21 protein-coding genes are annotated in these 21,284 nt (G+C 56.5%); 15 read left to right on the top strand and 6 right to left on the bottom strand.

Annotation, left to right across the window (positions count from 1 at the left end; genetic code table 11):
• Positions 1-50: 50 nt before the first annotated feature.
• On the top strand, positions 51-614 hold the full coding sequence (locus IC66_RS0101250) for an invasion associated locus B family protein (RefSeq protein WP_028145177.1): 564 nt from the start codon (positions 51-53) through the stop codon (positions 612-614).
• A 196-nt stretch (positions 615-810) separates the two neighbouring features.
• On the opposite strand, the gene IC66_RS0101245 is transcribed toward IC66_RS0101250, so the two are convergent.
• The gene (locus tag IC66_RS0101245) at positions 811-1,173 is read right to left on the bottom strand and encodes a DUF1428 domain-containing protein (RefSeq protein WP_038946399.1); all 363 of its coding nucleotides are present in this window, start codon (positions 1,171-1,173) and stop codon (positions 811-813) included.
• Between the two features lie 290 nt (positions 1,174-1,463).
• On the opposite strand from IC66_RS0101245, the gene IC66_RS0101240 reads away from it, so the two are divergent.
• The 3 genes from IC66_RS0101240 (at position 1,464) to IC66_RS0101230 (ending at position 5,721) form a co-directional block, all read left to right on the top strand.
• A complete protein-coding gene (locus IC66_RS0101240; protein ID WP_038946398.1) occupies positions 1,464-2,849 on the top strand; it encodes a tyrosine-type recombinase/integrase in 1,386 nt (461 codons plus the stop codon).
• Positions 2,850-3,570: 721 nt separating this feature from the next.
• Positions 3,571-4,431, top strand: a complete 861-nt coding sequence (locus IC66_RS0101235; protein WP_038946397.1) for a hypothetical protein — start codon at positions 3,571-3,573, stop codon at positions 4,429-4,431.
• Positions 4,432-4,581: 150 nt separating this feature from the next.
• Positions 4,582-5,721 carry a phospholipase effector Tle1 domain-containing protein gene (locus IC66_RS0101230; RefSeq protein ID WP_038946395.1) on the top strand — a complete coding sequence of 380 codons (1,140 nt, stop codon included), beginning with the start codon at positions 4,582-4,584 and terminating at the stop codon, positions 5,719-5,721.
• Between the two features lie 144 nt (positions 5,722-5,865).
• Here IC66_RS0101230 and IC66_RS0101225 read toward each other — a convergent pair whose 3' ends face one another.
• The 3 genes from IC66_RS0101225 to IC66_RS0101215 are packed head-to-tail and all read right to left on the bottom strand — an operon-like array spanning position 5,866 to position 7,251.
• Complete coding sequence (locus IC66_RS0101225) at positions 5,866-6,342, bottom strand: hypothetical protein (RefSeq protein ID WP_157158002.1); 477 nt, start codon at positions 6,340-6,342, stop codon at positions 5,866-5,868.
• Between the two features lie 8 nt (positions 6,343-6,350).
• Entirely contained in the window at positions 6,351-7,046 is a 696-nt protein-coding gene (locus IC66_RS0101220; protein WP_038946393.1) for a DUF3800 domain-containing protein, read from the bottom strand.
• Between the two features lies 1 nt (position 7,047).
• Entirely contained in the window at positions 7,048-7,251 is a 204-nt protein-coding gene (locus tag IC66_RS0101215) for a hypothetical protein (RefSeq protein WP_038946392.1), read from the bottom strand.
• 432 nt (positions 7,252-7,683) lie between these two features.
• Here IC66_RS0101215 and IC66_RS0101210 point away from each other — a divergent pair, with 432 nt between their 5' ends.
• From IC66_RS0101210 to IC66_RS0101185, 6 genes are all read left to right on the top strand, one after another.
• Positions 7,684-7,947 carry a hypothetical protein gene (locus IC66_RS0101210; RefSeq protein ID WP_038946391.1) on the top strand — a complete coding sequence of 88 codons (264 nt, stop codon included), beginning with the start codon at positions 7,684-7,686 and terminating at the stop codon, positions 7,945-7,947.
• Positions 7,948-8,645: 698 nt separating this feature from the next.
• A complete protein-coding gene (locus tag IC66_RS0101205; protein ID WP_049806430.1) occupies positions 8,646-9,431 on the top strand; it encodes a recombinase family protein in 786 nt (261 codons plus the stop codon).
• Between the two features lie 703 nt (positions 9,432-10,134).
• Positions 10,135-10,536 carry a hypothetical protein gene (locus tag IC66_RS0101200; protein ID WP_038946389.1) on the top strand — a complete coding sequence of 134 codons (402 nt, stop codon included), beginning with the start codon at positions 10,135-10,137 and terminating at the stop codon, positions 10,534-10,536.
• A 253-nt stretch (positions 10,537-10,789) separates the two neighbouring features.
• Positions 10,790-11,416, top strand: a complete 627-nt coding sequence (locus IC66_RS0101195; RefSeq protein ID WP_244429069.1) for a hypothetical protein — start codon at positions 10,790-10,792, stop codon at positions 11,414-11,416.
• A 127-nt stretch (positions 11,417-11,543) separates the two neighbouring features.
• The gene (locus IC66_RS0101190) at positions 11,544-12,797 is read left to right on the top strand and encodes a hypothetical protein (RefSeq protein WP_244429068.1); all 1,254 of its coding nucleotides are present in this window, start codon (positions 11,544-11,546) and stop codon (positions 12,795-12,797) included.
• A gap of 731 nt (positions 12,798-13,528) precedes the next feature.
• A complete protein-coding gene (locus IC66_RS0101185) occupies positions 13,529-14,032 on the top strand; it encodes a pilus assembly protein N-terminal domain-containing protein (protein WP_038946386.1) in 504 nt (167 codons plus the stop codon).
• A gap of 236 nt (positions 14,033-14,268) precedes the next feature.
• On the opposite strand, the gene IC66_RS0101180 is transcribed toward IC66_RS0101185, so the two are convergent.
• Complete coding sequence (locus tag IC66_RS0101180) at positions 14,269-14,628, bottom strand: hypothetical protein (RefSeq protein ID WP_038946385.1); 360 nt, start codon at positions 14,626-14,628, stop codon at positions 14,269-14,271.
• Positions 14,629-15,039: 411 nt separating this feature from the next.
• Positions 15,040-16,680 (bottom strand): caspase family protein, encoded by a 1,641-nt coding sequence (locus tag IC66_RS42435; protein ID WP_157158001.1) that lies wholly within the window; start codon positions 16,678-16,680, stop codon positions 15,040-15,042.
• A 366-nt stretch (positions 16,681-17,046) separates the two neighbouring features.
• Between IC66_RS42435 and IC66_RS43080 the strand changes: the two genes are divergently transcribed.
• The 5 genes from IC66_RS43080 to IC66_RS0101155 all read left to right on the top strand — a co-directional run bounded on the left by IC66_RS43080 (position 17,047) and on the right by IC66_RS0101155 (position 20,763).
• The gene (locus tag IC66_RS43080; protein ID WP_083859250.1) at positions 17,047-17,790 is read left to right on the top strand and encodes a tetratricopeptide repeat protein; all 744 of its coding nucleotides are present in this window, start codon (positions 17,047-17,049) and stop codon (positions 17,788-17,790) included.
• Positions 17,772-18,299, top strand: coding sequence for a thermonuclease family protein (locus tag IC66_RS43075; RefSeq protein WP_390887041.1), 528 nt, complete (start codon positions 17,772-17,774; stop codon positions 18,297-18,299). Before IC66_RS43080 ends, IC66_RS43075 begins: the two co-directional genes overlap by 19 nt.
• Positions 18,300-18,454: 155 nt before the next feature.
• Positions 18,455-19,441: a DUF4268 domain-containing protein gene (locus IC66_RS0101165; RefSeq protein ID WP_038946381.1), complete on the top strand. Its 987-nt coding sequence runs from the start codon at positions 18,455-18,457 to the stop codon at positions 19,439-19,441.
• Between the two features lie 12 nt (positions 19,442-19,453).
• Positions 19,454-19,696, top strand: a complete 243-nt coding sequence (locus IC66_RS0101160; RefSeq protein ID WP_038946380.1) for a hypothetical protein — start codon at positions 19,454-19,456, stop codon at positions 19,694-19,696.
• A 71-nt stretch (positions 19,697-19,767) separates the two neighbouring features.
• Positions 19,768-20,763: a hypothetical protein gene (locus IC66_RS0101155; RefSeq protein ID WP_038946379.1), complete on the top strand. Its 996-nt coding sequence runs from the start codon at positions 19,768-19,770 to the stop codon at positions 20,761-20,763.
• The last annotated feature ends 521 nt before the right edge of the window (positions 20,764-21,284 follow it).

The following is a 21,284-nucleotide window of genomic DNA, read 5'->3' as shown; positions in this document are numbered from 1 at the left end:
TCCGGCGACGCTACAGCGAGGCCCCCGGTTCACGCCAACGCGGTCTCGCCATGCTCATGCAATCCAGACTTGTCGCCCTCGCCGCAGCTGTCCTGTTGCCCTTGGGCGCCGCGTATGCCCAACAGGCCAAGAAGAACGCCCCCGCTCCGGCGGCACAGCCCGCGCCGGCTCCGACGCAGCCACAGGCTGACGGCGCGCCGGCACAACAGCCCGGCTGGATCGTGCGTTGCACCAGCGTCAGCCGCGACGCGCCGCTCGAATGCGCGATGGAGCAGAACGCGGTGCTGACCAAGACCGGCCAGACCATCGTTTTGATCAACATCCGCATCGCGCCCGACACCCGCACGCCGGTGGCGCTGCTGCAATTGCCGCTCGGCCTCAACCTTCCCATCGGCGCCAAGCTCCAGGTCGACGAGGGAAAGACGGTCGATTTGCAGATCCAGACCTGCGAGAACCGCGGCTGCTACGCCTCGGCGCCGATCGCGCCGGACCTGCTTGCCGCCTTGCGGTCGGGCAAGCAGCTCAAGGTCTCCTTCCAGAACATGGCCAAGGAGACGATCGCGATCCCGATGCCGCTGGGCGATTTCGCGGCCGCCTACGACAAGATCAAGTAACGCAAGTCCCCGTTACTGCCGCGCCATCTGCGCGTCGCCGTCGAGCCGCTGGTCATTGTGCATGGTGACGGTGACGTGCAGCAGCCGTGTCGATCAGCAGCGTGTATTCGGTGATGGAGGCGCGGCTCGCCGGCTGCCCGCTGTTGCAGGCCGAAGTCGACCGCGCACCTCCGAGATAGGCTTTCTCCCCCGCCTCTCAGCTGACGACGTCGCTCGCCCTGAGCAATGTCGTGAAGCCGCCATAGATCATGCGCTTGCCGTCGAACGGCATGCCCTCCATCTTCAGCCGCGGGTCCGCCATCACCTTCTTGTTGACGGCATCGCGGGTCTCCCGGTCGCGATAGACGATCCAGGCGAACACCACGACCTCATCCTCCTTCGCCATCACCGCGCGCGGAAACGAGGTGAGTTCGCCATAGGGGACATCGTCAGCGACGCATTCGACATAATCGAGCGCGCCGTGCTCCATCCAGAGCGCGCAGGCGGTCGTCGACAGCGTCTTGTAGGCCTCGATCTTGTCCTTCGGCACAGCCAGAACGAAACCATCGACATAGGGCATCAGGGATCTCCTTGAGTTGTGTGACCCAAGGACGATGCAGAGAACGGCGATCCGACCGGGGAAATGCGATTTCAGATGAGGCAAACGGTCGCGACCGGCGGCGCGGCCCGTGGACGGTCACCGTCACCGAGGGGCCTCGAGATCTTGACCTTTGGGCGTGCCTGGAACTGGCTGGGGAACCTGGACCCTACGCGAAAGGGTCTGAAATGCTAGAAAACGCGTCGCTGTAGGCCTATATCAGCTTCCGCGTTAGGGGCAACCCGTTGGGGGCACTGTTAGGGGCGGGCTAAGTGAACATTGTTGTCAGAGCGAAAAAAGGTGGCGGCGATCGGCGGTACCTAACTCAGCCCCGGGGCGAAGGGACGACATGGTACGCCGTCGCTGAGGTCCCCAGGACGTTACGGCAGGTCATTGGGAAGAAGCGGCTTCTGAAGTCCCTGGAGACTACCGACCTCCGGGCGGCCCGCGTTGCCCGCTGGAATGCCGTTGCGGATTTGAAGTCTGAGATTGCCAAGCACCGGACGCCCGGCCCGGAGGATCACAATCCGATACTCCTGGAGGCCATGGCGCTCCGGGACGAGTTCGTCCGAGCGGATGCGGCGCGACGCAATGACCTCATGTATCAGATATGGGACCGGGCTCAGGAGATCGATGTCTCAGCCGGCGGCACCCGGGACGACTACCACCCTTTCGAGGAGCCCCGAGCAGCCACTAAGCAGGCCACCGAATTCGTCCAACTGGCGTCCGCAAAGGCCACGCCCGCGGACCTCTACGTTGAACGGTGGCTGGCGGCCTCGACTTATAGCGAGCGCACCAAAGCCGACGCCCGCACCGCGCTAGCGCAGTTCAAAGAATGGTGCACAAAGGCCAGCCAAGGTTTCTTCATCGAGACCACAACCGATCGAGTTGCCGCCGACTTCCGCGATGAGGCTTTCGTCAAAGCTGGCGTTCACTTCAAAACGGCCAACAAGAAGCTATCCGCGTTGCGGCAATATTGGACTTGGCTGGAGAAGAGCTTCGGCGTGAAATCGAACCCGTGGATGCGGAAGTCGCTTCCCAAGGCCAAAGCACACAGGATAGCCCCGGATGGTCCAATGGGTCCCGAGCGGCCGTTCACAGATGATGAGATTCGCACTCTTCTCGCGGGCCCGGCAGATCCCGACATGGCCAATGTTATGAGGATTTCGGCGCTATCCGGAATGCGCCTTGACGAGATCGGACAGCTCCGCGTCGGGGATTGCCGCGACAACACTTTCAGCATCACTCGGAGCAAATCTGCCGCGGGCGTTCGGACCATTCCCATTCATTCGGGTCTCCGGCCGATGATTGCAAAACTTGTGGGGAAGCGCGACGCAGCAGCTTATCTGTTTCTCGATTTTCAGGACACCGGTTGGGATGGCAACCGGACCATGGCGCTCTCGAAGCGGTTTACCTACTACCGTAAGAAACTCGGCGTGCACGACAAGAGGCCAGGCGCACGACGGTCGAAGGTAAACTTCCATAGCTTTAGACGCTGGTTCGCGACTAAGGCGGAGGATGCCGGACATCGCGAGAACGTCGTGGCAGACATCATGGGGCACGAGAGCGAGGTCGGGATCACGTTCGGGCTCTATTCACACGCACAATTGTCGCGCTTGAAGAAGGCCTGTGTGGAATCGATCAAGCTTCCCTCCTAGCTCGCTCTTCCCGCAAAAGCCGCTGATTTGTCAAAGCTCCTAAGCGATCAAACTCCGATACACGGTTTTTTATCCAGCATCGCCGAACTCGCGTGCGGGAATATGAGGATTCTGAAGGCTCAAACGGCCTTAAACTTCGACACCCGACATCAGTTCGATAACACTTCTGACTTCCGAAATGAAAGCATCAGATGCAATGCTCGCCGAGAGCAAGCCTCTTGGAGCACGAGGAGGTTTCGGAGCTTGGGTACAGCGTGAATGCGCAGCGCGGCGAGTGCCGCCTACCCGATAGACGGTGCATTCTGCCAAGAGTGGTTATGCTGCCTCTGCTGCGACCGATCGGCGTCGCCAGTTCCACGGCAGAAGCTCCTCCAATCTAGCCGTGAAGCCGCCAGTCGTGAGCTGTGCGAATTTTTTGACGTGCGGGACTTAGTTTTCGATCGATGGTCGCACGGCAGAGGATGGATCCGCTCGCGAAAACACTGGCCGAGCGGCAGCCAATGTTAGCGCTTCGACTTCGCAGGCACATGAAAAATGGGCGAATGGGCTTGGTGTTTGTTTGCGCGAAAAGCGCGAACTCGAGGAACAATGACTGACAAACGACGCGACCTCCCACAACCCAAAGGGAGAGCATTAGGGAATAAAAGCTGTCGTTGTATACGCTTTCGGATTGCGCGGAAATGTGATATTAATCAAGGCGTGTATTAAAAGGAGAAATTATATGCCCACGATCCAAGAGCAAATTCAGATTATTAAAGACCGATACAGCCCCCAATTAGAAGATTTGAAGAAGCGGGCTCAACGACTTGTCGATGACTACGAAAAACCTAGTGATGGAGGAGCCGCGATCGGTATCGACTTCAAGATCGATTGGAAAGACGAAGACATCATCTTTGATGTTCCCTCTGTCACCATGCGATCGACAACGATATCGCTCGATCTGCCAGAGGTATTCTCTGAGCGTCAAACCATCATATTTCATACACCATCAGTTCGCATGGTGGACCGGAAAGTCGGAGAGTATCCGGAATTTCATGGGCCGTTTAAGATCGAGTGGAAGCCTATAATCGTTTCTGTTCCAGAGCCGTTCCTGGAGGAACAAAAGATTATATTTGATCTTCCTTCAGTTAAGATGAAGCGTCAGGATATTAAACTTGATCTGCCTGAATTTAAAATGGAGACAGTCAAGTGGGATCTCAAATTGCCGCAAATCACGGTAGTAAACGTTAGAGCAGAGACTGCTAAGCTAAAAGAGGCGGGAGAGCAGCTGAAGAGCGAGGGTGACAGCATCGGCTCGCGCATGAGAGCAGAAATTGAAGCGGTTATCGGTGGCATGAAAGCCGCGGGCGCTCAAGGTCGATCCGGTGCAAAGAACGAGGTCGCAGCTGGATACGATCGCGCAATCGCGAAATTGAAGTCTAGCATCGATGAGCTAGTAGCAAAGGGGATCGACCCGATTAAGGTGCCGACAGATGGTGGCGATATCAACCTTCGAAAACAGCTGACAGAATTGATAGCTCAGCGAGAAGCTACGCTTGGCAAGATTGATCGCGACACGGCGGACCTGCCATTGGCTGCTTAATAGGTCTTGGCCAACCGCTTCCTAGCAGGCAGATTTTTTTCAAGTGGTAGAACACTGGAATACTGTCTGCCTGCATCGCTCGCGCAATATCCCAGCCTCGTCTGCTGCAACGAGATGCGGCTTTGCTTCATTCGTTGGTGAGGGTTGGAAATGGCGACACTCCGGAAAGGCGGCTATCGACACCTAATCTATTTCATCGACGGCACTTGGCTCTGGGCCGGGAGTGGAAACACGCTTGACGTTTATTCGAACGTTTATCGAATGAACACATTGCTGAACGCCGATGCTACTGATGGTCACGCGCAAATAGTGCACTACAGCAGAGGTCTTGGCGCAATTGGCGGAATAAGACGGTATATCGACGGAGGATTTGCAAATGGGATCGATGTTCTGATTGCAGATCTGTACGTGAATATTTGCTCAAACTATCAACCAAACGATAGAATCTACATCTTCGGCTTTTCCAGAGGGGCGGTAGTTGCCCGGGCATTAACTGGACTTTTGGCGAAAGGAATTCTCGAAGATAAATATATCAATAGTTTTGCGGACATTTGGGCTGACTATCTCGGTGAGCAGGAGGTTTTAGAGCCTGGTTTGAGGGATGATGGTCCGCGGGCCAAACAGAAAATAGCAGATTACAAGTCCCTTTGTTCCGACGCCCACCCGACGATTGAATTCGTGGGCGTCTACGAAACCGTGTCTGGCGGCCATGGCTGGGCAGCGGCCGCTCAACGGCTACGACTTCAAAGGGGCAGACTGCAAGCGAACGTTAAGAATGCGGTGCAGATCCTGGCAATGGACGAAACAAGGTCCTTTTTCCGGCCAATCATGTGGACCGGGGTAGAAGAATCGGCCGTCTCTTGGATGGAGCAGATATGGATGCCGGGCGTGCACTCTGACGTCGGCGGCGCCTATGCGGAGAGGACCCTCGGGAACATAGCATTGATAACTATGATCGATAGAGTATTGGCAAAGACGCGCTTAAGTTTTGATCTAGCAGCATGTCGAAAATTGAATTGCAAGCTGGATCCCGCGGACCCTGTTCGTATCCACTATGAGTACGCTAACAAGTACTGGCGCCTTTGTTGTCCTTGGCCCGTCACGCGGCGCGTTAACCGCGATGTCGACCAATCGTTTCATCCTATTGCAAATTACCTTCAGAACAATGTCGTGCGCTATAAGTCGACTAACGATCGCTCCCGCTATGAATTGCCATCAGATTTCGCACAGTTAAAGAAGGAAGCTCCAGAATTTCTGACGGACCATTTTGAGAGCATCTTGCCTGACTAGGGCGTGGACCCAGTAACGCGCCGCGAGACTCTACCTGTATTGGCAACAAAAGCGCTGCGGCTTTCAGCATCGTTCAGTCGCCTTTAGGCTATGAGAGCTTGAGGTCTCGGCGCCCCTTTATTAGCAAATCAGTGGGTGCGTTCCTTAGGTGCGTAAGTCCCTTTTGGCTTGATACCTCAATTTGACGAGTGCGTTTTCTAGAATGAAAAGGCGAGCGTGGTGATAGTCGATAACCGGTTCATCGACCTCTTGAGCGTCTAGCTCTCTCACCAGCCAAGCAAGAACCTCTGACGCATGTCTGCTCATCAGCAGCGGACCGATCGTCGCCGCCTTTCTCACTTCGGCGTTGCCGGCCATACTCGCTTCCCCTAAAGCCTTTTTGTATTCATCGGAAAGCTCGTAGTCCGATGAAGCTTCGTCAATGATTGCTTTGGTGTAAGCGTGCATTCCGTGCAGTCCTTCGATCACGGCCACATACGCAGCCGCCTTTCGCTCCCACCACTTTTCTGACCGAAACTTCCCAAGGCCTAGCCAAAGCGTTAGGACGCCGAAACTCCCAACCACTAGGGCGGCCACAACATTGCTTTGGAGGGCGAACTTGATCCATTCCTGAATAGTCATGGCGCTTTCTAGCTCTGAGGCCACACCTTATAGCGTGTTGGAAACAAATCGTGCTCTGCCAGTATTTTTGAGTAAGCGTCCGCAAAACCCCCTTTTCGGCTGCCGTAACGATGGGACACAGTATAGAGGTAAATGTCGGCAAGCTGGATCATTCGCGAATGATGGGAGCGCGCAAAATGCACTGAGTCCACGATGCTGCTGATCTTGATGCCCCAATCCCATGGCGTACCCTTCACCCGGTAACGGGCAAAGTCAGCAATCATATTCTTGAACTCCTGATTATCTAAGTCTCCGATCAGGATGGTTTGCTCGTTCGCCCCCATCGCCATTTCAACCCGTTCGCAAAAGTGGGCGAAGGCGATTTCGGCGATCCTTTGCTTAGCCTTCAGCTTTTCATAGTCGATCGCAGCGTACACCCGACGAACGGGGGCTTCCGCGAGGATCTTCGTAAGCCGGTTCAAAACGTCGAGCCTGGCTGGGAAATCCAGCGCGGAGAACGGCCCCTTTTTGAAATGGATCAGTCTTGCGTGAAAACAGGTCTCCGGCGTGAGATCAGCAAACCCGAATAATTCCGTTGCGAGAGCATTGAGCTGGCCCTCAATTTCCATGATTTTTTCCATGGGCACGCAAATACCACCCACGAAGTAGTAGTTTTGACCCTGCGCTGGCTGGGCCTTCACTTCGTCAAAATAAGTAACGAACACTCTAGCGCCTCAAACCTAGGAAAAGTGTCACCGCGATTCCGATGCTCCACTGCCAGTACTTCAGCCAGAAGCCGGCCACGACGTGCGCGGCCTTAGAAGTCCAATGCCTTTCGTAGTCCCCTTGCAGAATGAATACGAAACCGTTGGGGTCATTGCGCGGCGGCACATACTTCCCGTCCCACCAGCGTTTCAGCAATTGCTTCATGCGAATCACTCCGTTTTTTACGGAGACCATCTATCATCCTCGGATTCGCGGAAGTGCAAGGTCGAGGTCCTATCCACCGATGAAACATTCTGGTTGAGGGCAAGGGCCAAGATGTCGGTTTAGCTTGACCACGCAGGCCTGACGGCGAATCGCAAATCACCGCCCCATACGCAAAACGGAGCCCCCATGATGAGAGTGCTGCGAGATAGGGAAACCCGCTTCGTGGCGGCGGCGGTTCTAGGCTGGGGGATGACCGTGCATGCCATCTGGATAATAGCCACAGGGTCTGCGACCAGGCTTTATTGAACGCCCGTCTGCTTCATAGACCTTAGACCCCACGCCGCCCGCCCGAGGGCGTTAAAAGAAGCCGTGGAGCTTAAGACACGGGACGACATCTGATACCTTCGCCAAATTCCGCACTGGACGATTCCTATGAAAGAAAAGTTACTGGCGCTAGCTACACCCTTTGCCTGGAATACGACCGGCCTATTGCTCTGCCTGTTCGGCGTCATTCTCCTATTCCGGTACGGCATGCCATACCGCATCAGCACCTCCGGCGGCGGCGACTTCATCACCACCGAAAGCAGCAGCGAGCCGCCCATTGTCGACAAGATATATCGGACCCTGGGATGGCTGGGGCTCATTGCCATCGTCGCTGGCACCGGCTGCCAGATTGCCGGGGCCTACATTAGCTGAGGGACATAAACCCGAGGAAAATGGAATACTCCATTCGGAGGCACTGCCCCCGAACTGTCCCCGACTACGCGCACTCTGTTGCATTCCAGCGCCCTCTGCTGGCGATGCCGAAGCATCTAACAGCTTGATTGGTCTCGGGTGCGCGAGCTGTATCGTGGTTTTATAAACCAACGGTCGAGGACGAATTCTGTGATTTCGTAGACATTCCGCAGCCCTAAGATCGGAAGACGCGAGAGCAATCAGAAAGCCCGGCCGATATTGCGGGAAGGGTCAGCCATCTCAGAGGTGACCATATGGCAACCACCCGCCGGTTTACCCCCGTGTACCCCGTCGTAAAACTGAAATCTCCGAAAAGCAAAGCACGCAGCCGCTGATCATCTGCCAATCGCCCTCCGTGCGTGCGCGACCGAAGACCGGTGCGCGTGAGTCAATAAGCCGCATTCATCTTTCATTTGGTGGAGGCTACCTGCGTCACTAACAATGGTGTCAACGCTCGTCGACGATGTTGTCTAGTCGCGAGCGGCATGTCGTATCCCCGTGGGTCCGCTAGAAGGTGCCCGCTCTGGGACGCGACCCAGTGAACATTCCCCGACGCTGAGGTCCTGATCTGTTCGACACGAGCGACTCCAATGAGTCGTTTTGACTCATGGCCAATTGCCAAACGTTCGTTAGCCTAGTGGGCATACAGCGAGGACGACATGGCGAAAGACAAGCATATTGCTCGGAAACCGCAGCGCTACATTTCATATCTACGGGTCAGCCGAGAAAGTCAGGGCCTCCACGGACTCGGGATCGAAGCTCAACGCAGATCGGTCCGCGAGCATCTTGCCCGAGTAGGTTCGACCGACGCGCTGTTGGCAGAATACGTTGAGGTCGAAAGCGGAAAGCGGGACACGCGTCCGGAGCTGCTTCGAAGTTTTGCTCACGCTCGCAACGCAAGGGCAACGCTAATAATTGCCAAGTTAGATCGGCTCTCGCGAGACGTTCACTTCCTAACCGGGTTAGAGCGGGCTGGCATTGAGTTCATTGCTTGCGACCTCCCAAACGCAAACCGACTTACGATCACGATCCTCGCTGCGGTGGCTGAGCACGAACGAGACGTGACCGCCGAACGTACAAAGGCGGCGCTCGCAGTGGCGCGGGATCGAGTCGCCAAGGTTGGCCAGAGAGGGCACCCTGAGATCAGGCGGTTGGGCAACCCGAAGGGCGCGGTCCACCTGATGAAATACGGCAATCAGGCGGCAGTCGCGGCTCTAAAGTCAAAGGCTGACGAGACAGCTCTACGGCTCCGCGACAGCCTGCAAGCTGTGATGGACGCTGGCGCTAGGTCCGCTCGCAGCATCGCGGCTGGTCTCAATGATCGCGGCGTCTTGACCCCGCGAGGCGCTCTTTGGGATTCGAAGGCTGTGATCAAGTTAAGGCGCCGGCTGCGTTCGTTAGAGGAGAGGACCACATACACCCGGGACTCTGCCAGCCACCTCTGATTCTTCATGGTCCGCAGGCGCCCGTCAGCCTGATGACCGACCTGGCCGCGTTTAGTGGTAAACTCAGATACACCCTCCCCTGCTTCCTGGAGCCCCGTGTGTCCTGTACGTTGGGGTGGCAGCCCGGCTCCGATGACCTCGGTCGTCGCGGACCGGCCCGTGCCTTGCTCCAAGCTCTCTTGCCACCTGTAGCCCCGGTAGTCCCACTCCCTTCGGGCACCTCCACGTGCTTGCGTCCTTCCCTGCTAGACTCCCCGAGTGGTCCCACGCCCGCTCAGGTCAGGCGTCTCGGGGGCGCCATCTTAACTTCAACTGGTGTCGCCTAGACCGTAGTTTCCGGTGATTGCCTCATCGTCGGCGCCCCCTCGCCGACTTCCTCTGCCCGCGAGGTTCTAGGCCTTCATTGCTTTGGTACTCGTCGAGTGTCCATGCAGTCGAAGTGGTGCGGGCAGTCTCCATGTGTTCGCCTGATCGAGACTGCCTGCTCTTCTGACATCGCGGTGCTCATCCAACAGGAGGCCTAGGGACTCATCATGCCGCAGTACCTTCTGCGTCCCTCCGAGGGGTAGCTCTCTCCCACCGTCCCTTGTTTTGCAGGGTTTTTTCAACTTTTTTTCGTCGAAAGCGTTGCCTCTCGTGCAGAAGCGATTACGTGATGTTGCATGGTGCGCAATCGTGCGGCCATGGATAAAGGGAAATCAAAATGTTGCTGAACGCAACGCAGGAAGACATCGACTGGTTTGTCGGCACCGTGGACAATTTCGGATCGATAGAGATCATCCGCAAAAACAAGAATCCAACGCTCATCCTGAAATTCAAGACGCCGTATTTCGATAAGCTCGTCGCGATCTGCGATGCCCTTCAATATGCCGGCTCGCCCTCCGGTCCGAAGAAGCCATCAGGCGACTCCGTTCAACCGCAGTACGAGTTAGTCTTCCGCGGCCAGAATCTGGCGATGATCGAAAACATTGTCGTGCCGCGCATGAGAACGGGGAAACGCAAGGTGTTTGCGAAACGCCGTGCTGAACTTCACGGCATGCGCAAAAGCCTAGGACTGAACGGGCCGCAATATCTCATCGACGCGGCAGCAGAGACGGCGACCTAATTACATTGCTTCGAATAGCATTCCGGCCGGAATTCGAGCTTCCGAATTTCGACGCGAGGTGCACCGCACCCGATGGGCCGTGGGCCGGAATGGTTTCGCATCGTCTAACATTCAGGAAGGAGTATCAGTCTTGTTTCGAGGCAAGATCGCCCCATCGCGTGCCCAGTCGAAACACCTATTGAAGGGACGCATCGAGCGCGGTGCTTTTGCCGCCATGCCTACGTGCGTCATCCCCGGCTGTGGCCGACCTACCATGAAAGCCGCCAAGGAGGGGCTGGCCCCGCATCACTGCCGTTCTCATGCGGAATACCGGCAGCGACATGGCAGCTATTGGCTCAACACCTACACAGCCGCTGAATTGAAGCCGTACCTCACCGCCGCGGCCACTTATCTCCAGCTCCGGGCAGCAAACGACAAGTTCATTAGCGCAGCAATTCACGCGACACAGCTCGCTCTGGATAACGCCGGGCCCGTCGAAATCGCGACAAGATTGAAAGGCCTTGCGGCGACGAAGCGGGCGAAGATTGCGCTGGCCCGACTACGTGTCGCCAAGATCAAGCCGGAGCGCATCGTCTCAATCGTCCTTGCCGTGAATGCGCTTGCCGAAGAGCGGGGGCACAGGGCAAAGGAGTTTCGAACGGTGCAAGCGTGCAAAGCCGTACATAGGCTCGCCAGTGGCACGGGGTGGGTGATCTATGACGCTGAGGGCCGCGAGCGCCGATCTAAGTCGCGAGCCTATCCGAGATCATCTGGCCGCGTGCTGCGCTTGATGGGACGTATGCTGGAGGAGCCGTGCGAATGGGTCATCGAGAAGCACCTGAATGGCGTGCTAACCCACAAGCAACGCTACGGGCGCGGCCCGCGCAAGGCGCCCAGCTGAATCCCGGACGATATTTGGCGGCCTTATCGTTAGCGTGAGATCAGGCCAGCTAGTCGGGTGCGTCAATAATCAATGTTAGAGCCGGTCACTTTAAGCACCGAACCCTATGCCCTCCCAACCGCGACCCATGCTGTTCGATCCCCAACTTCGCGCGAAAGGCGCGGAGCTTCAGACTGCCGTCAGAAGGCTGGCAGATACATTGCTGGCCCACGAGGCGGAGAGCGGCTCCCGCAAGCGAGCGCGAAGGGAATCGGACGCGGCGAAGTTCTACCTGGCCGTGGAGGCGTTGGCCTGCAATCTCATTTTGCTAAAGGCCACCGGAAGCAACTCCAAGCTCGCAGTGCCCCGGTCACACGCCGTCATCTGGCAAGGGAACGCTGTTCTCGGGCAACACTTCCTAACTGCCATCGACCTCCTATCCGCCATGGGCCTCATTGCGGAGGGGCGGCGCGGCTACAGGATCTCGGCTAAGTCAAAAATGCCGTCGCTCATTGAGCCACAAGAACGCCTCGCGGATCATCTCCCGCTAGCTCCTCCCGAATGGCGCGCAATCTGTCAAATTGACGATCCCGTGTTGGTCCTCCTGAAGGAGGGAAAGGACGAGGACGGGAACGCCGCCTCCATCGCCTATCGCGAGACCGCACAGTCCAAGAAGTTCGCGAACCAAATAGGGCGCATAAACGGATTTTTGCGCGAGGCTGACATTGAGGTCGCGGGCCAGGACGACTCCGGCCTCTCTTTAGGAAGGGATGGGCAAATCATTGCTCCTTATCGCCGCTCGCTGAGACGCATCTTCAATAACGCCACGTGGCTTCACGGCGGCCGTCTTGCGGGCGGCTTCTGGATGTCAATGGAGCGAACGGAACGCCCGCGCATTCGTATCGACGGCGAACGCGTGGCGGAGGTCGATTATGGGCAACTTTTCCCGCGCCTCGCTTACGTGCGGGCCGGAGCGCCGCAGCCCGTGGGCGACCTCTATAATGTTTTCAGGAATGTCACCGGCCGGGATGGCTGCAAGAAACTGATGAACGCACTGCTGTTCTCGCAGGGGCCGCTGAGGAATTGGCCCGAGGACACGCACCGGCATTTTCCGGATGGCATCAATCTCCGGACGGCAATCGAGATGCTCGCCGCAAAGCACGCGCCCATTGCTCACCTATTTGGGAAGGGTCTTGGTTTCCAACTGATGCGCCTCGAAAGCGATATGCTCATCGAGGTTCTCACTGAATTGTCGGCTGCTGGGGTCACCGCCCTGCCTCTCCACGACGCGGTGCTCGTCGCGAAATCCCACGCGGGGGTGGCGCAGGAAACCATGAGGGCCGTTTTTCAACGCTGGAGCCGCTCGCCCTGCGCGATTGTATCAGTAAAAATTCATCAATAATTACAGTGGTTTAATTCTTACGCCTCCGCTAATGGAGGAGGAAGCTAGGGGGGAGAACTTAGAGGGGGCAACCTTGTGGTTTATCTCTGTGGGCCTCTAGGGTTTCCATCAAGTTGGGAGGGTGACACCACCCCCTCCTACATGGCCACCCTTAGGGGCAATCCACTAAGGCCGAGCTTGCAGCCCCAAAGGTCGATCCAGTAGGGCCCCACCTCTTAGTTCGGGCGAATCAGTCCCCAAGTCCCTTTATTGAGCCCCGCGATGATGAAGCCAAAGCGGTACCGCGACGCAGAATGACTGATCCTACTGAGGGTCTGCTTTGGCGGGAGGCCGACATCCGACGCACCACGAGCAAGGTCTGTTGAGGTCCAGAACCCGACTCTCTCCCCGCTATCGGTGCTGTCGCCGCGATGCTGCGCGAATCATGCGGCCGTTGAGGCGTTGATGAGGTATTTCGAATGGGCCGAAGCTGTGCACATGGGTCTTGATCGGTTTGACCACGAGTGCGCCAGCACTGTCGTCGCATCGTTAAAGAGCACTTGGTGCGGCGCGGTAGCCGGCCCCCATCGACTTTCCGCAGTGGGTCACTTGCGGACTTTCGACCAAGCATCGACGGACGGTCCTGGATCGAGGCCGGATTTTTGTATTTTGAGACCGTGTTAGGGCCCATTGGCTGACCGCCCGCCAGAGTGTACCCTCGGGTTCTTTACACCACGTAAGAGGGTATCATTATGCGTTTGGTGATTATCGCTTTTGGCCTGCTCATGGCCGGACCCGTACTGGCTCAGCCGCCGGCAATCGTTGAACCAAAGGACGTGATCGATCTGTCGGTCGGGGAATCCAGAACGCTGGTATTTGACAAGCCTTTCAACAACCCGGTGGTCGTTACTCGCGGCACGGCAGAACTGATACCGCAGACCGACCGGACACTTACGGTAGCCGGACTGGCCCCAGGGCGCACTCTGATAATTGTCAACCAGTCCGGCGAGGAGCCGTATGTTGCGGCCATCAACGTCACGCCATCCAGCGGGCATCTAGTCAAGCTCTACGGCATGGGAGGCAAGGATTACATCGGCTGGTATTGCAGTGAAACCGGGTGCGGTCGCGCGGACCTCGACAAGAAGCTGGCAAATGGCGGGCGCGACCCGAACGAGCCATCTTCTGTAACTACTACGGTCACAAGGCCGACGGCGGACGGAGGCACAATATCGACAACCAAGCAATATGGGCCATAGCGACTCCCTCTGGGACAGCGCCCCTGATCCCACTCTCGAAGTCAGCTATGGGTGGTCACAAGCAGACATCGTGTGAGTGGCTGCCGAAGTCCGCTTCGTATCGTGAGCGATCTTGGGCATTGCGTCGTCCCGCTACCGGTGACGACCCCTGCTCCCTCGCGGCGGGTGCTCAAAGTGATCAACCTGACACCGGACGAGATTACCGCCCAAGAGCACGGCTCACACCAAGGCGAGGCTCAGATCAAACCATAGAGGCTCAGGAAGGCCCACCTCGCGGTCACTATCGGCGCCCCTATCTCAAAGAGGTTGAACAACAGGCTCGCGAGACCCGCAAGAACCTTCAACACGGGCTTTCCCTGTGCCCGATTGAGATAGAAGTCTCGGTGTGCAGCGAAGAGATAGTGACTTGCGGCTCCGAATACGAGCGCAGCACCAAATATGCCGCCAATGAAGAACACTGCCGCTTGCAAAGACAGGAAGGCCGCAGCTTCGGTGCTAGCGAAATAGTAGATACCCGTCGCGATCCAGATCAGCGAGGCGATGCGCCCGGCAGCCTCCTTCTTGTCCTTGGTGAGTGCAGTTGCCGTCGCGTCCATTGTTCCAACTCCCGGAGGCTGGCCCACGGTGCGCCCCCGTAAGCAATTGCCTCTTGACCCCTGGTGATCGGGGAGTTGGAAAACCGAACAAGCCAGTCCCTACGACCTTTAGTTCCGGAGAACCTGGACATACGTCGCAGGCTCCCCGACCATAATGGTCAAGGACTCGGTGTCGAAACCGGCGACACCAACCGCTTGTTCAGGGTTTCCACGCCCCGGAGCGACGCGTATCGCTCAACGAGGATTCTAGCGGATGCCCGGGGGATGTTGCAACCGTCGGGGTGTACCACGCCAACACAACAAGGGTTGGGCTTGGGGTGAGTAGGAATTCCCCAGAGATGCGGATACTCAATCAAACGACCTCTGAGCTGCCTTACGATTCGCATCCGTCTCGTAGCGCAATGCGAATACCTACGTTCGGCCGGCCCGGATCTGGCAGCGAACGAATGCCTCATTGGGGGCATCACTGGTTCGGCGCTTCGACCACCAGCTCTTGCCATCCGGCGAGATCCCTCCCCCATTTTGAACTGCACAAAGGCAACCTAGCCGATCACGCATCCTGTCGCATCGAGAGTCGCCGCTAGGCTGTTGCGCCTGCTTCGCCGAACGCGTTTGGTCCTGAAGATTAACCCCTGAAGAAGGCCCATGGATCGATGTCTCTTTTGGCTTTCGGGGGTGCTCCGTATTCAATAATACGTCACTCGGGGCAGACGTTGGCTTAACCAATTGCCACACTGGAAAGAGGTCGATGGTAGGTCGTTCAGTCGGGTGGTCGGGATCAGAGTTCGTCAACCTAATCACGTTTTTTCTGTCCAGCTTTACAGTGATCGTCTCGCGGGACTTTAGCGAAAAACTGTCTTTCTCAATGTACTCAGCGAACTGGGAATGACCCGCAGGTGCTTGCACCCAAGATAACTTCGTGGGTGGGCCCCAGAGATAGAAACCAGTGGTTAGGTTGGTTGCCGAAACATCAGTGATGATCAGCATCGCGTGGCGGCCTTTGCCGTTTCCCCAACCTTTCTTGCTCGACCACACGCCGACGAACTTCGAGTTCGGTCCCGGAGGATCCGACTTGGTCGCCGTGATAGCGAACTCCGGCATTTTCAAGTTTTGCTCGGCTCCTATTGCCGCTACCCGCTCACTGTCCTCGGATGTGAATACACCACGATCGGTTGTCACTGCACTCGCGGCGGCTGGCTGCTTCGGATTGTTGTCGGTGTTGAGTGCGGGCACGGTGGGCGCGGGAACAACTGGCGAGGCAGTGAGGCTAGCAGCCGGGGCATTCGGAATAGTTGCCGTCGGTCCTTTGAGATAGATCTCCTCCTTCGACAGGGACCCGTAGACAAAGGGCTGTTGCTCGCGTTTGGTCGAGGTCATGACATCATCACGGACTCGACGAAACAGGAATGAAATTTCCAAGCCGGGTGTCTCGATGTGCCGGAGAAGCGCAGTGGTGAATGGGCTATTTCTGCCATCCCCATCACTTGCGGTGGTCCCGTCACGCGCGGCGTATGCGATGAGTACATTGTCTGTCGGTTCGGTCGGAGCCAATCCCCGGGCTACGGCGCGGCTGGCCAACGAACGCTTCATTTTTGCTTCAAAAGGATTGTTGCGGCAGGCGTCCAGAATGATCAATCCCAACTGCCGCGCCTTGCTAACTTGAAGATTGACGGACCTCAGACTGACTGCTTCGCTCTCAACATCTGCGTCGCTCCTCAATTCTGCGTCCGTGGGAATTAGCCAATTTTCTCCTCTGGCCTCCATTCCATGGCCGGCGTAAAAAACGACCGCCATCATCGAGCTTTCCGCAGCGCGGCCAAACTCGACGATTGCCTTGCGCATATCGGCAGCAGTCCCATTGCTAACCTGGGTGACCTTGAATTCTAGGCGTTCCAAAGCACGAGCGACGTCGGCCGCATCTCGTGTCGGATTCGGAAGGATTGGTACCCGTAAGTACGCGCCATTGCCAATGACCAATGCTACGCGTTCGGCGCCGAGTGCTGGTACCGAGATCAATAAGAATAGAGATAGAATGAAAGTAAGGCGGCTCAACTTTGTTGGCTCCGCAAGGTTATATAACACTGCAATGTTCTCTGCGTGATGCGGCCTTCAGAAATGCCCGATCCTACTCCGAATACGTACTGAACCTACCGTGTTTCAAGCCGCGAAGATATCCGCGCGAAACCTGCTCTTCCATCTCGCGTTCTAAGAACTCGTTCGCTATCAACAGCGCCTTGACAGCTTCTCGTGCGTCACCGCCGCAGGCTGCGATCGCCTCATCGGCAGCGGCTTCTAGTGCTTGTGCGTTCGATTTTGGAGCGTTGGGGCGGTGGTGGCAGACATTCCTCTATCTCCCGCAAACTCTTTGCAAGAGTTCTCATTTTGTTCTAGACAAGTCAAGGTAACGAGAGAGCGAAAATGCGCGTTTTGGCAGTCATCCCTATAGGATTACAGTTAGGCTTTGCTTCAGCTGCCGGTGCAGGCCCTCTCGAGGAAGCGACAGCAGCAGAGCGCCACGACGATTGTCAAACTGCAGTTAAACTATATCAGGAGCTTGCGACGCAGGGCGTTGCACGGGCGTTCTCGCGATTGGGTTACTTCAGTAGTATTGGATATTGTGCAAAGCGGGATTGGCGTGAGGCTGCGAATTGGTACAGCAAAGCCGCCGACGCCGGAGATCAGGAGGCTGTCGCTTCGCTGAGCCATATCGGGCGCAACTGGCGGTTTATGAATCGGGGGCAGCCCCTGCCCTCCGAGGTGTATGCCGAGATTGAGAGGGCTGCAAAGAGGGGAAGCGCTGTTGCTCAATATAGTCTCGGCGTCATGAACTACCCTATTGGCGATGCAGGCTTCGACGCGACAAGGCCTACACCAGGCGTCACGGGGAATTTGGCTGAAGCTATTACCTGGTTCCAAAGGGCCGCGGATCAAGGTGATTCCGATTCATTAGTAACGTTAGCGACTGCGTATGCAGAGGGAATTGGCGTTGCGCAAGATTACGTCGAAGCGCACAAGCTACTGAACGTCGCGGCTCCTAGAGTGAAATATGCCGACATACGCAACGACGTCATAAAACGACGGGATGACCTGGCTACAAGAATGACGACCGCTCAGATCGCCGAAGCGCAGAAGCTTGCCCGGGAATGGAAGCCGATCCGTTGAGAGCAGCAAGCCTGATGGTATTGCTGGCGCTTCCCGTGTTCTCTCATGACGTTAGCGCCAACGCACTGATCATTGGACAAGCAAGCATCATAGATGGAGATACACTCGAAGTCCGCGGCATGCGCATTCGCCTGTGGGGCATCGATGCCCCTGAAAGTTCGCAGCTCTGCCGTGGCGAGAACAGCTTGCCCTATCGCTGCGGAGCGAAGTCAGCTAACGAGCTCGATAGGTTTATTGCGGGCAGGCCGGTTAGCTGCAAACCTGTAAGCCGTGATGTGTATGGTCGTACAGTTGCAACATGTTCAGTTGGCGCGTTGGACTTGGGTGACTGGCTGGTCCAGGGCGGGCTCGCGTTCGATTGGCCCCGCTACTCCAAAGGCAAATACGATGGCGCACAACGCGAGGCCGAACGCGCCGGGCGGGGCGTATGGGCGGGCAGCTACGTGGCGCCTTGGCGATATCGCGCTTGCATTAATGAGGGTCGTAAGTCGGATAGTTGTTCTGAGTGAGCCGAATAAGCATCTGCGGCCGCGGGAATGCAATATCGTAACGCACTACAAGCAAGAGCCTAAAGTAGGCTTGGCAAGGCGAGTGAGACTTGCGATACAACTCTTCAGATTGCAAGCTTTTCATCGAATCGGATCGCGGCTTGGGGAGGTTAGAATTGACCGATTTAGGCGAGATAAAGAAAATTGTCGCCAAGAGCGTTTGGGCGCATGAGGAGATCGACTTTACCCCCTGGTTGGCGCGAGAAGAGAACATTGCGAAGCTAGGAAAGGAGATTGGACTGGAGCTGCAAGTCGAGAGAGTTGAGGTCCCGGTAGGTCCTTATTGGGCAGACATACTCGCCCGAGAACTTCAAGGCGGCTATGTCGTCATCGAAAACCAGTTCGGCAAAACCGATCACGATCATCTTGGAAAAGTTCTTACATATGCGGCGACTCTCGGGGCGAGCGCGGTCGTTTGGATTGCAGAGCGATTTACGGATGAGCATCGGAAGGCGATCGAGTGGCTCAACGAGCACACAAGCGTCGATCTTAATCTGTACGCCGTAGAGGTTGAGCTTTGGCAAATAGATGGGTCGAAGCCTGCGGTGCGTTTCAATGTGCTCAGCAAGCCAACAAATATTGCACGCCAGGCAAACGTCGCAAAGTCCACGGCGCCTTTAAGCGACGCTCGGAAATTGCAACTGGCATTTTGGACTGAGTTTAGCAAGAAGCTGTTGGAAAGAAAGGTGCTCCAGTCTACCCAGGCGCCACAAGCACAGTACTGGTTCAATGTGCCGCTTGGCAAAGCCAACATATATCTGTCGAACATTGCGAACACAGCTGACGGCCGCATCGGCGTGCGAGTGTACCTCGGAAAGAAAGTTGCTGAAGCTGCTCTGCCCCAGCTGCTTGTTCATCGTTCCGCCATCGAAACCGAGATTGGCCATAAATTGCAGTGGAATCCAAATCCCGAGAATGATGACAAGATCATCTCGCTTTCTCGCGAGGCGGACCTCTATGAACGGGAGAAGTGGCCGGAGTACATCGACTGGCTAGTCAATGAGGTCGACAAGTTTAGAAAAGCATTCAGCCCCCGAGTAAGAAATCTGAGGCTGGCCCAGGAGATCGAGGTCGGGCAAGCCGATGCTCAGCCCTCCGTCTAGGATTTGAAGGACATGGGAAAGTCAGTAAGGGCTTTATTGTTTCTTGCGATCGCGGCACTCGTGATCTCGATAGTATGGCTCGGAGCGGCCGTGGTACGGCTCGAAAATTATCGCTACGCCAACTTTATTGGCGCCTGTTCGCAGTTCAATATCAAGGTTGCTCGGGAGCGAATTGACCGTGAGGCGTGCCTTGATAGCGCGGAAACTCGTACGAATTGGGCTTGGCACCTCGCTTACGGTCTGAAGATTTTGTGAGGTGGATGGAGGCGTCAGCAGCTTTTCCTGGAAATCGGCACGCGCGGCCAAAGCAGAATCCAAGAGGATGAATGGTCCAAGAATCGCTTCAATTGTTGACTGCCCTGGATGACATCCGTGATGCTTTCTCGGTTTGGCGAAATGCTATGGAGCAGCACGGCGAGAGGCTTGCTAGCGTTTGGTGGCTTTCGACTGGAAAGATCTACTTCCGCATAAATGGGAATGATATCAAACTCGGTTTAGATCCTAGTGGTGATCATTGGACTGTCGAGCTGAACGAGCCCGAGCAAGGAACAGAAAATCCTTTGTCTGGCGTGGCGCAAGATTCGGCCGGGCAACGTTATCTACTTAGACAAGGGACGCTGCACAAGAATGCCCAATCTGCTCGCATAGAGAGTCCTGACTTCGAAGAACGAACTGGCCTTAGGCCCGCTGCGGTAACGATAGAAGGCAAGCCAGCAAAACGGGCCTGGTTCATAGTGACGGCGCTTGACCGCCCGGCAGGCGAAATCTGTCAGAACACGGCAGCCTTTGTAGATCGGTGCAGTCTCGCTAGGAACCCTGATGCTGCGGCGACGGCAAAACAGGACGATAAGCGCCTCGTCGAATTATTCGGTCCGCCCGAGAAAGGCGGCAAGATCGTGGGGAAACCTACGGTTAGTCGCAACGAGCGATGGCGCATCCACGGCGAGGTCTGGCAGAAGCTGAAGGGCCTCTTCGACGCGGACGGGCGTGAACTGGTCAAACCCCTGCACGCTTACGGCTACGAGGTTGATGGTGTAGTCGAAACACAAGCTGGGAAGCTGCTGCTCGAAATTAAGACCGGTGTCGCGGCGGCAGACGTTTACGAGGGCATAGGTCAGCTAACTCTTTATCCGAGGTTGTTGCCGAGGCTTTCCGGCCACCGCCGAATTCTGCTTCTTCCAGGCTCGCCTAGCATCCCGCTCATTGCAGCCGTCCGTGAATGCGGGGTTGAGCTTCATTGCTACAGCTTCCAGAAGGACGGCGAAAAGGTAGATGTCTGCTTCTCTCCGCAGTTTCTCAAACTGTGTGATCTCGGCCTCTAGCGGTGTATCCACCCCGTTGCGAGCTGAAGCACGCCAAAACGTCGGACAAACTGCCGGGGGTTCTGTGCCATCGGTTTCGCGAGCGGCTTGACGGACGTAAGGCGCCCAACGCTCTGCTGGGTTTATTCAGGGGCATGTCGCGCTTCCGGATTCGTAGCTCAGAGTTAGAGCGAGTCGTTCTCCGATCTCAGGAAACTCAATCGTCGCCGCCCCACCCTCGGCACAACGTAAACTGATCCGCCGTACACCAACATTCTCAATTGAGAGAGGTGGGAGGCATACGCCTGTTAACGCTCGCATTGCTTCACCGCTACTCTCGACCTGCTTGCGGACGAATGTCGAGAGGAGCTTTCCGCATCGATACCAAACTTCAAGCGATGCTCCATCGGGCCGCCTACAAATTCGGATCTCCAGATTCTCGACGGGATTTGAAGGCTGAATTCTGTCTATTTTGCTGGCGCAAGCAGCAGCCATGACAGGAGCAGCATCCTTCATCGACATGTTTGGCTCGAGCCCAAATA

This window comes from Bradyrhizobium genomosp. III (assembly GCF_000261705.1).
GTDB classification, from domain to species: Bacteria; Pseudomonadota; Alphaproteobacteria; order Rhizobiales; family Xanthobacteraceae; genus Bradyrhizobium; species Bradyrhizobium ottawaense.
Note: the sequence above shows the minus strand (reverse complement) of the source record. Positions and strands in the feature narration are given on the sequence as shown.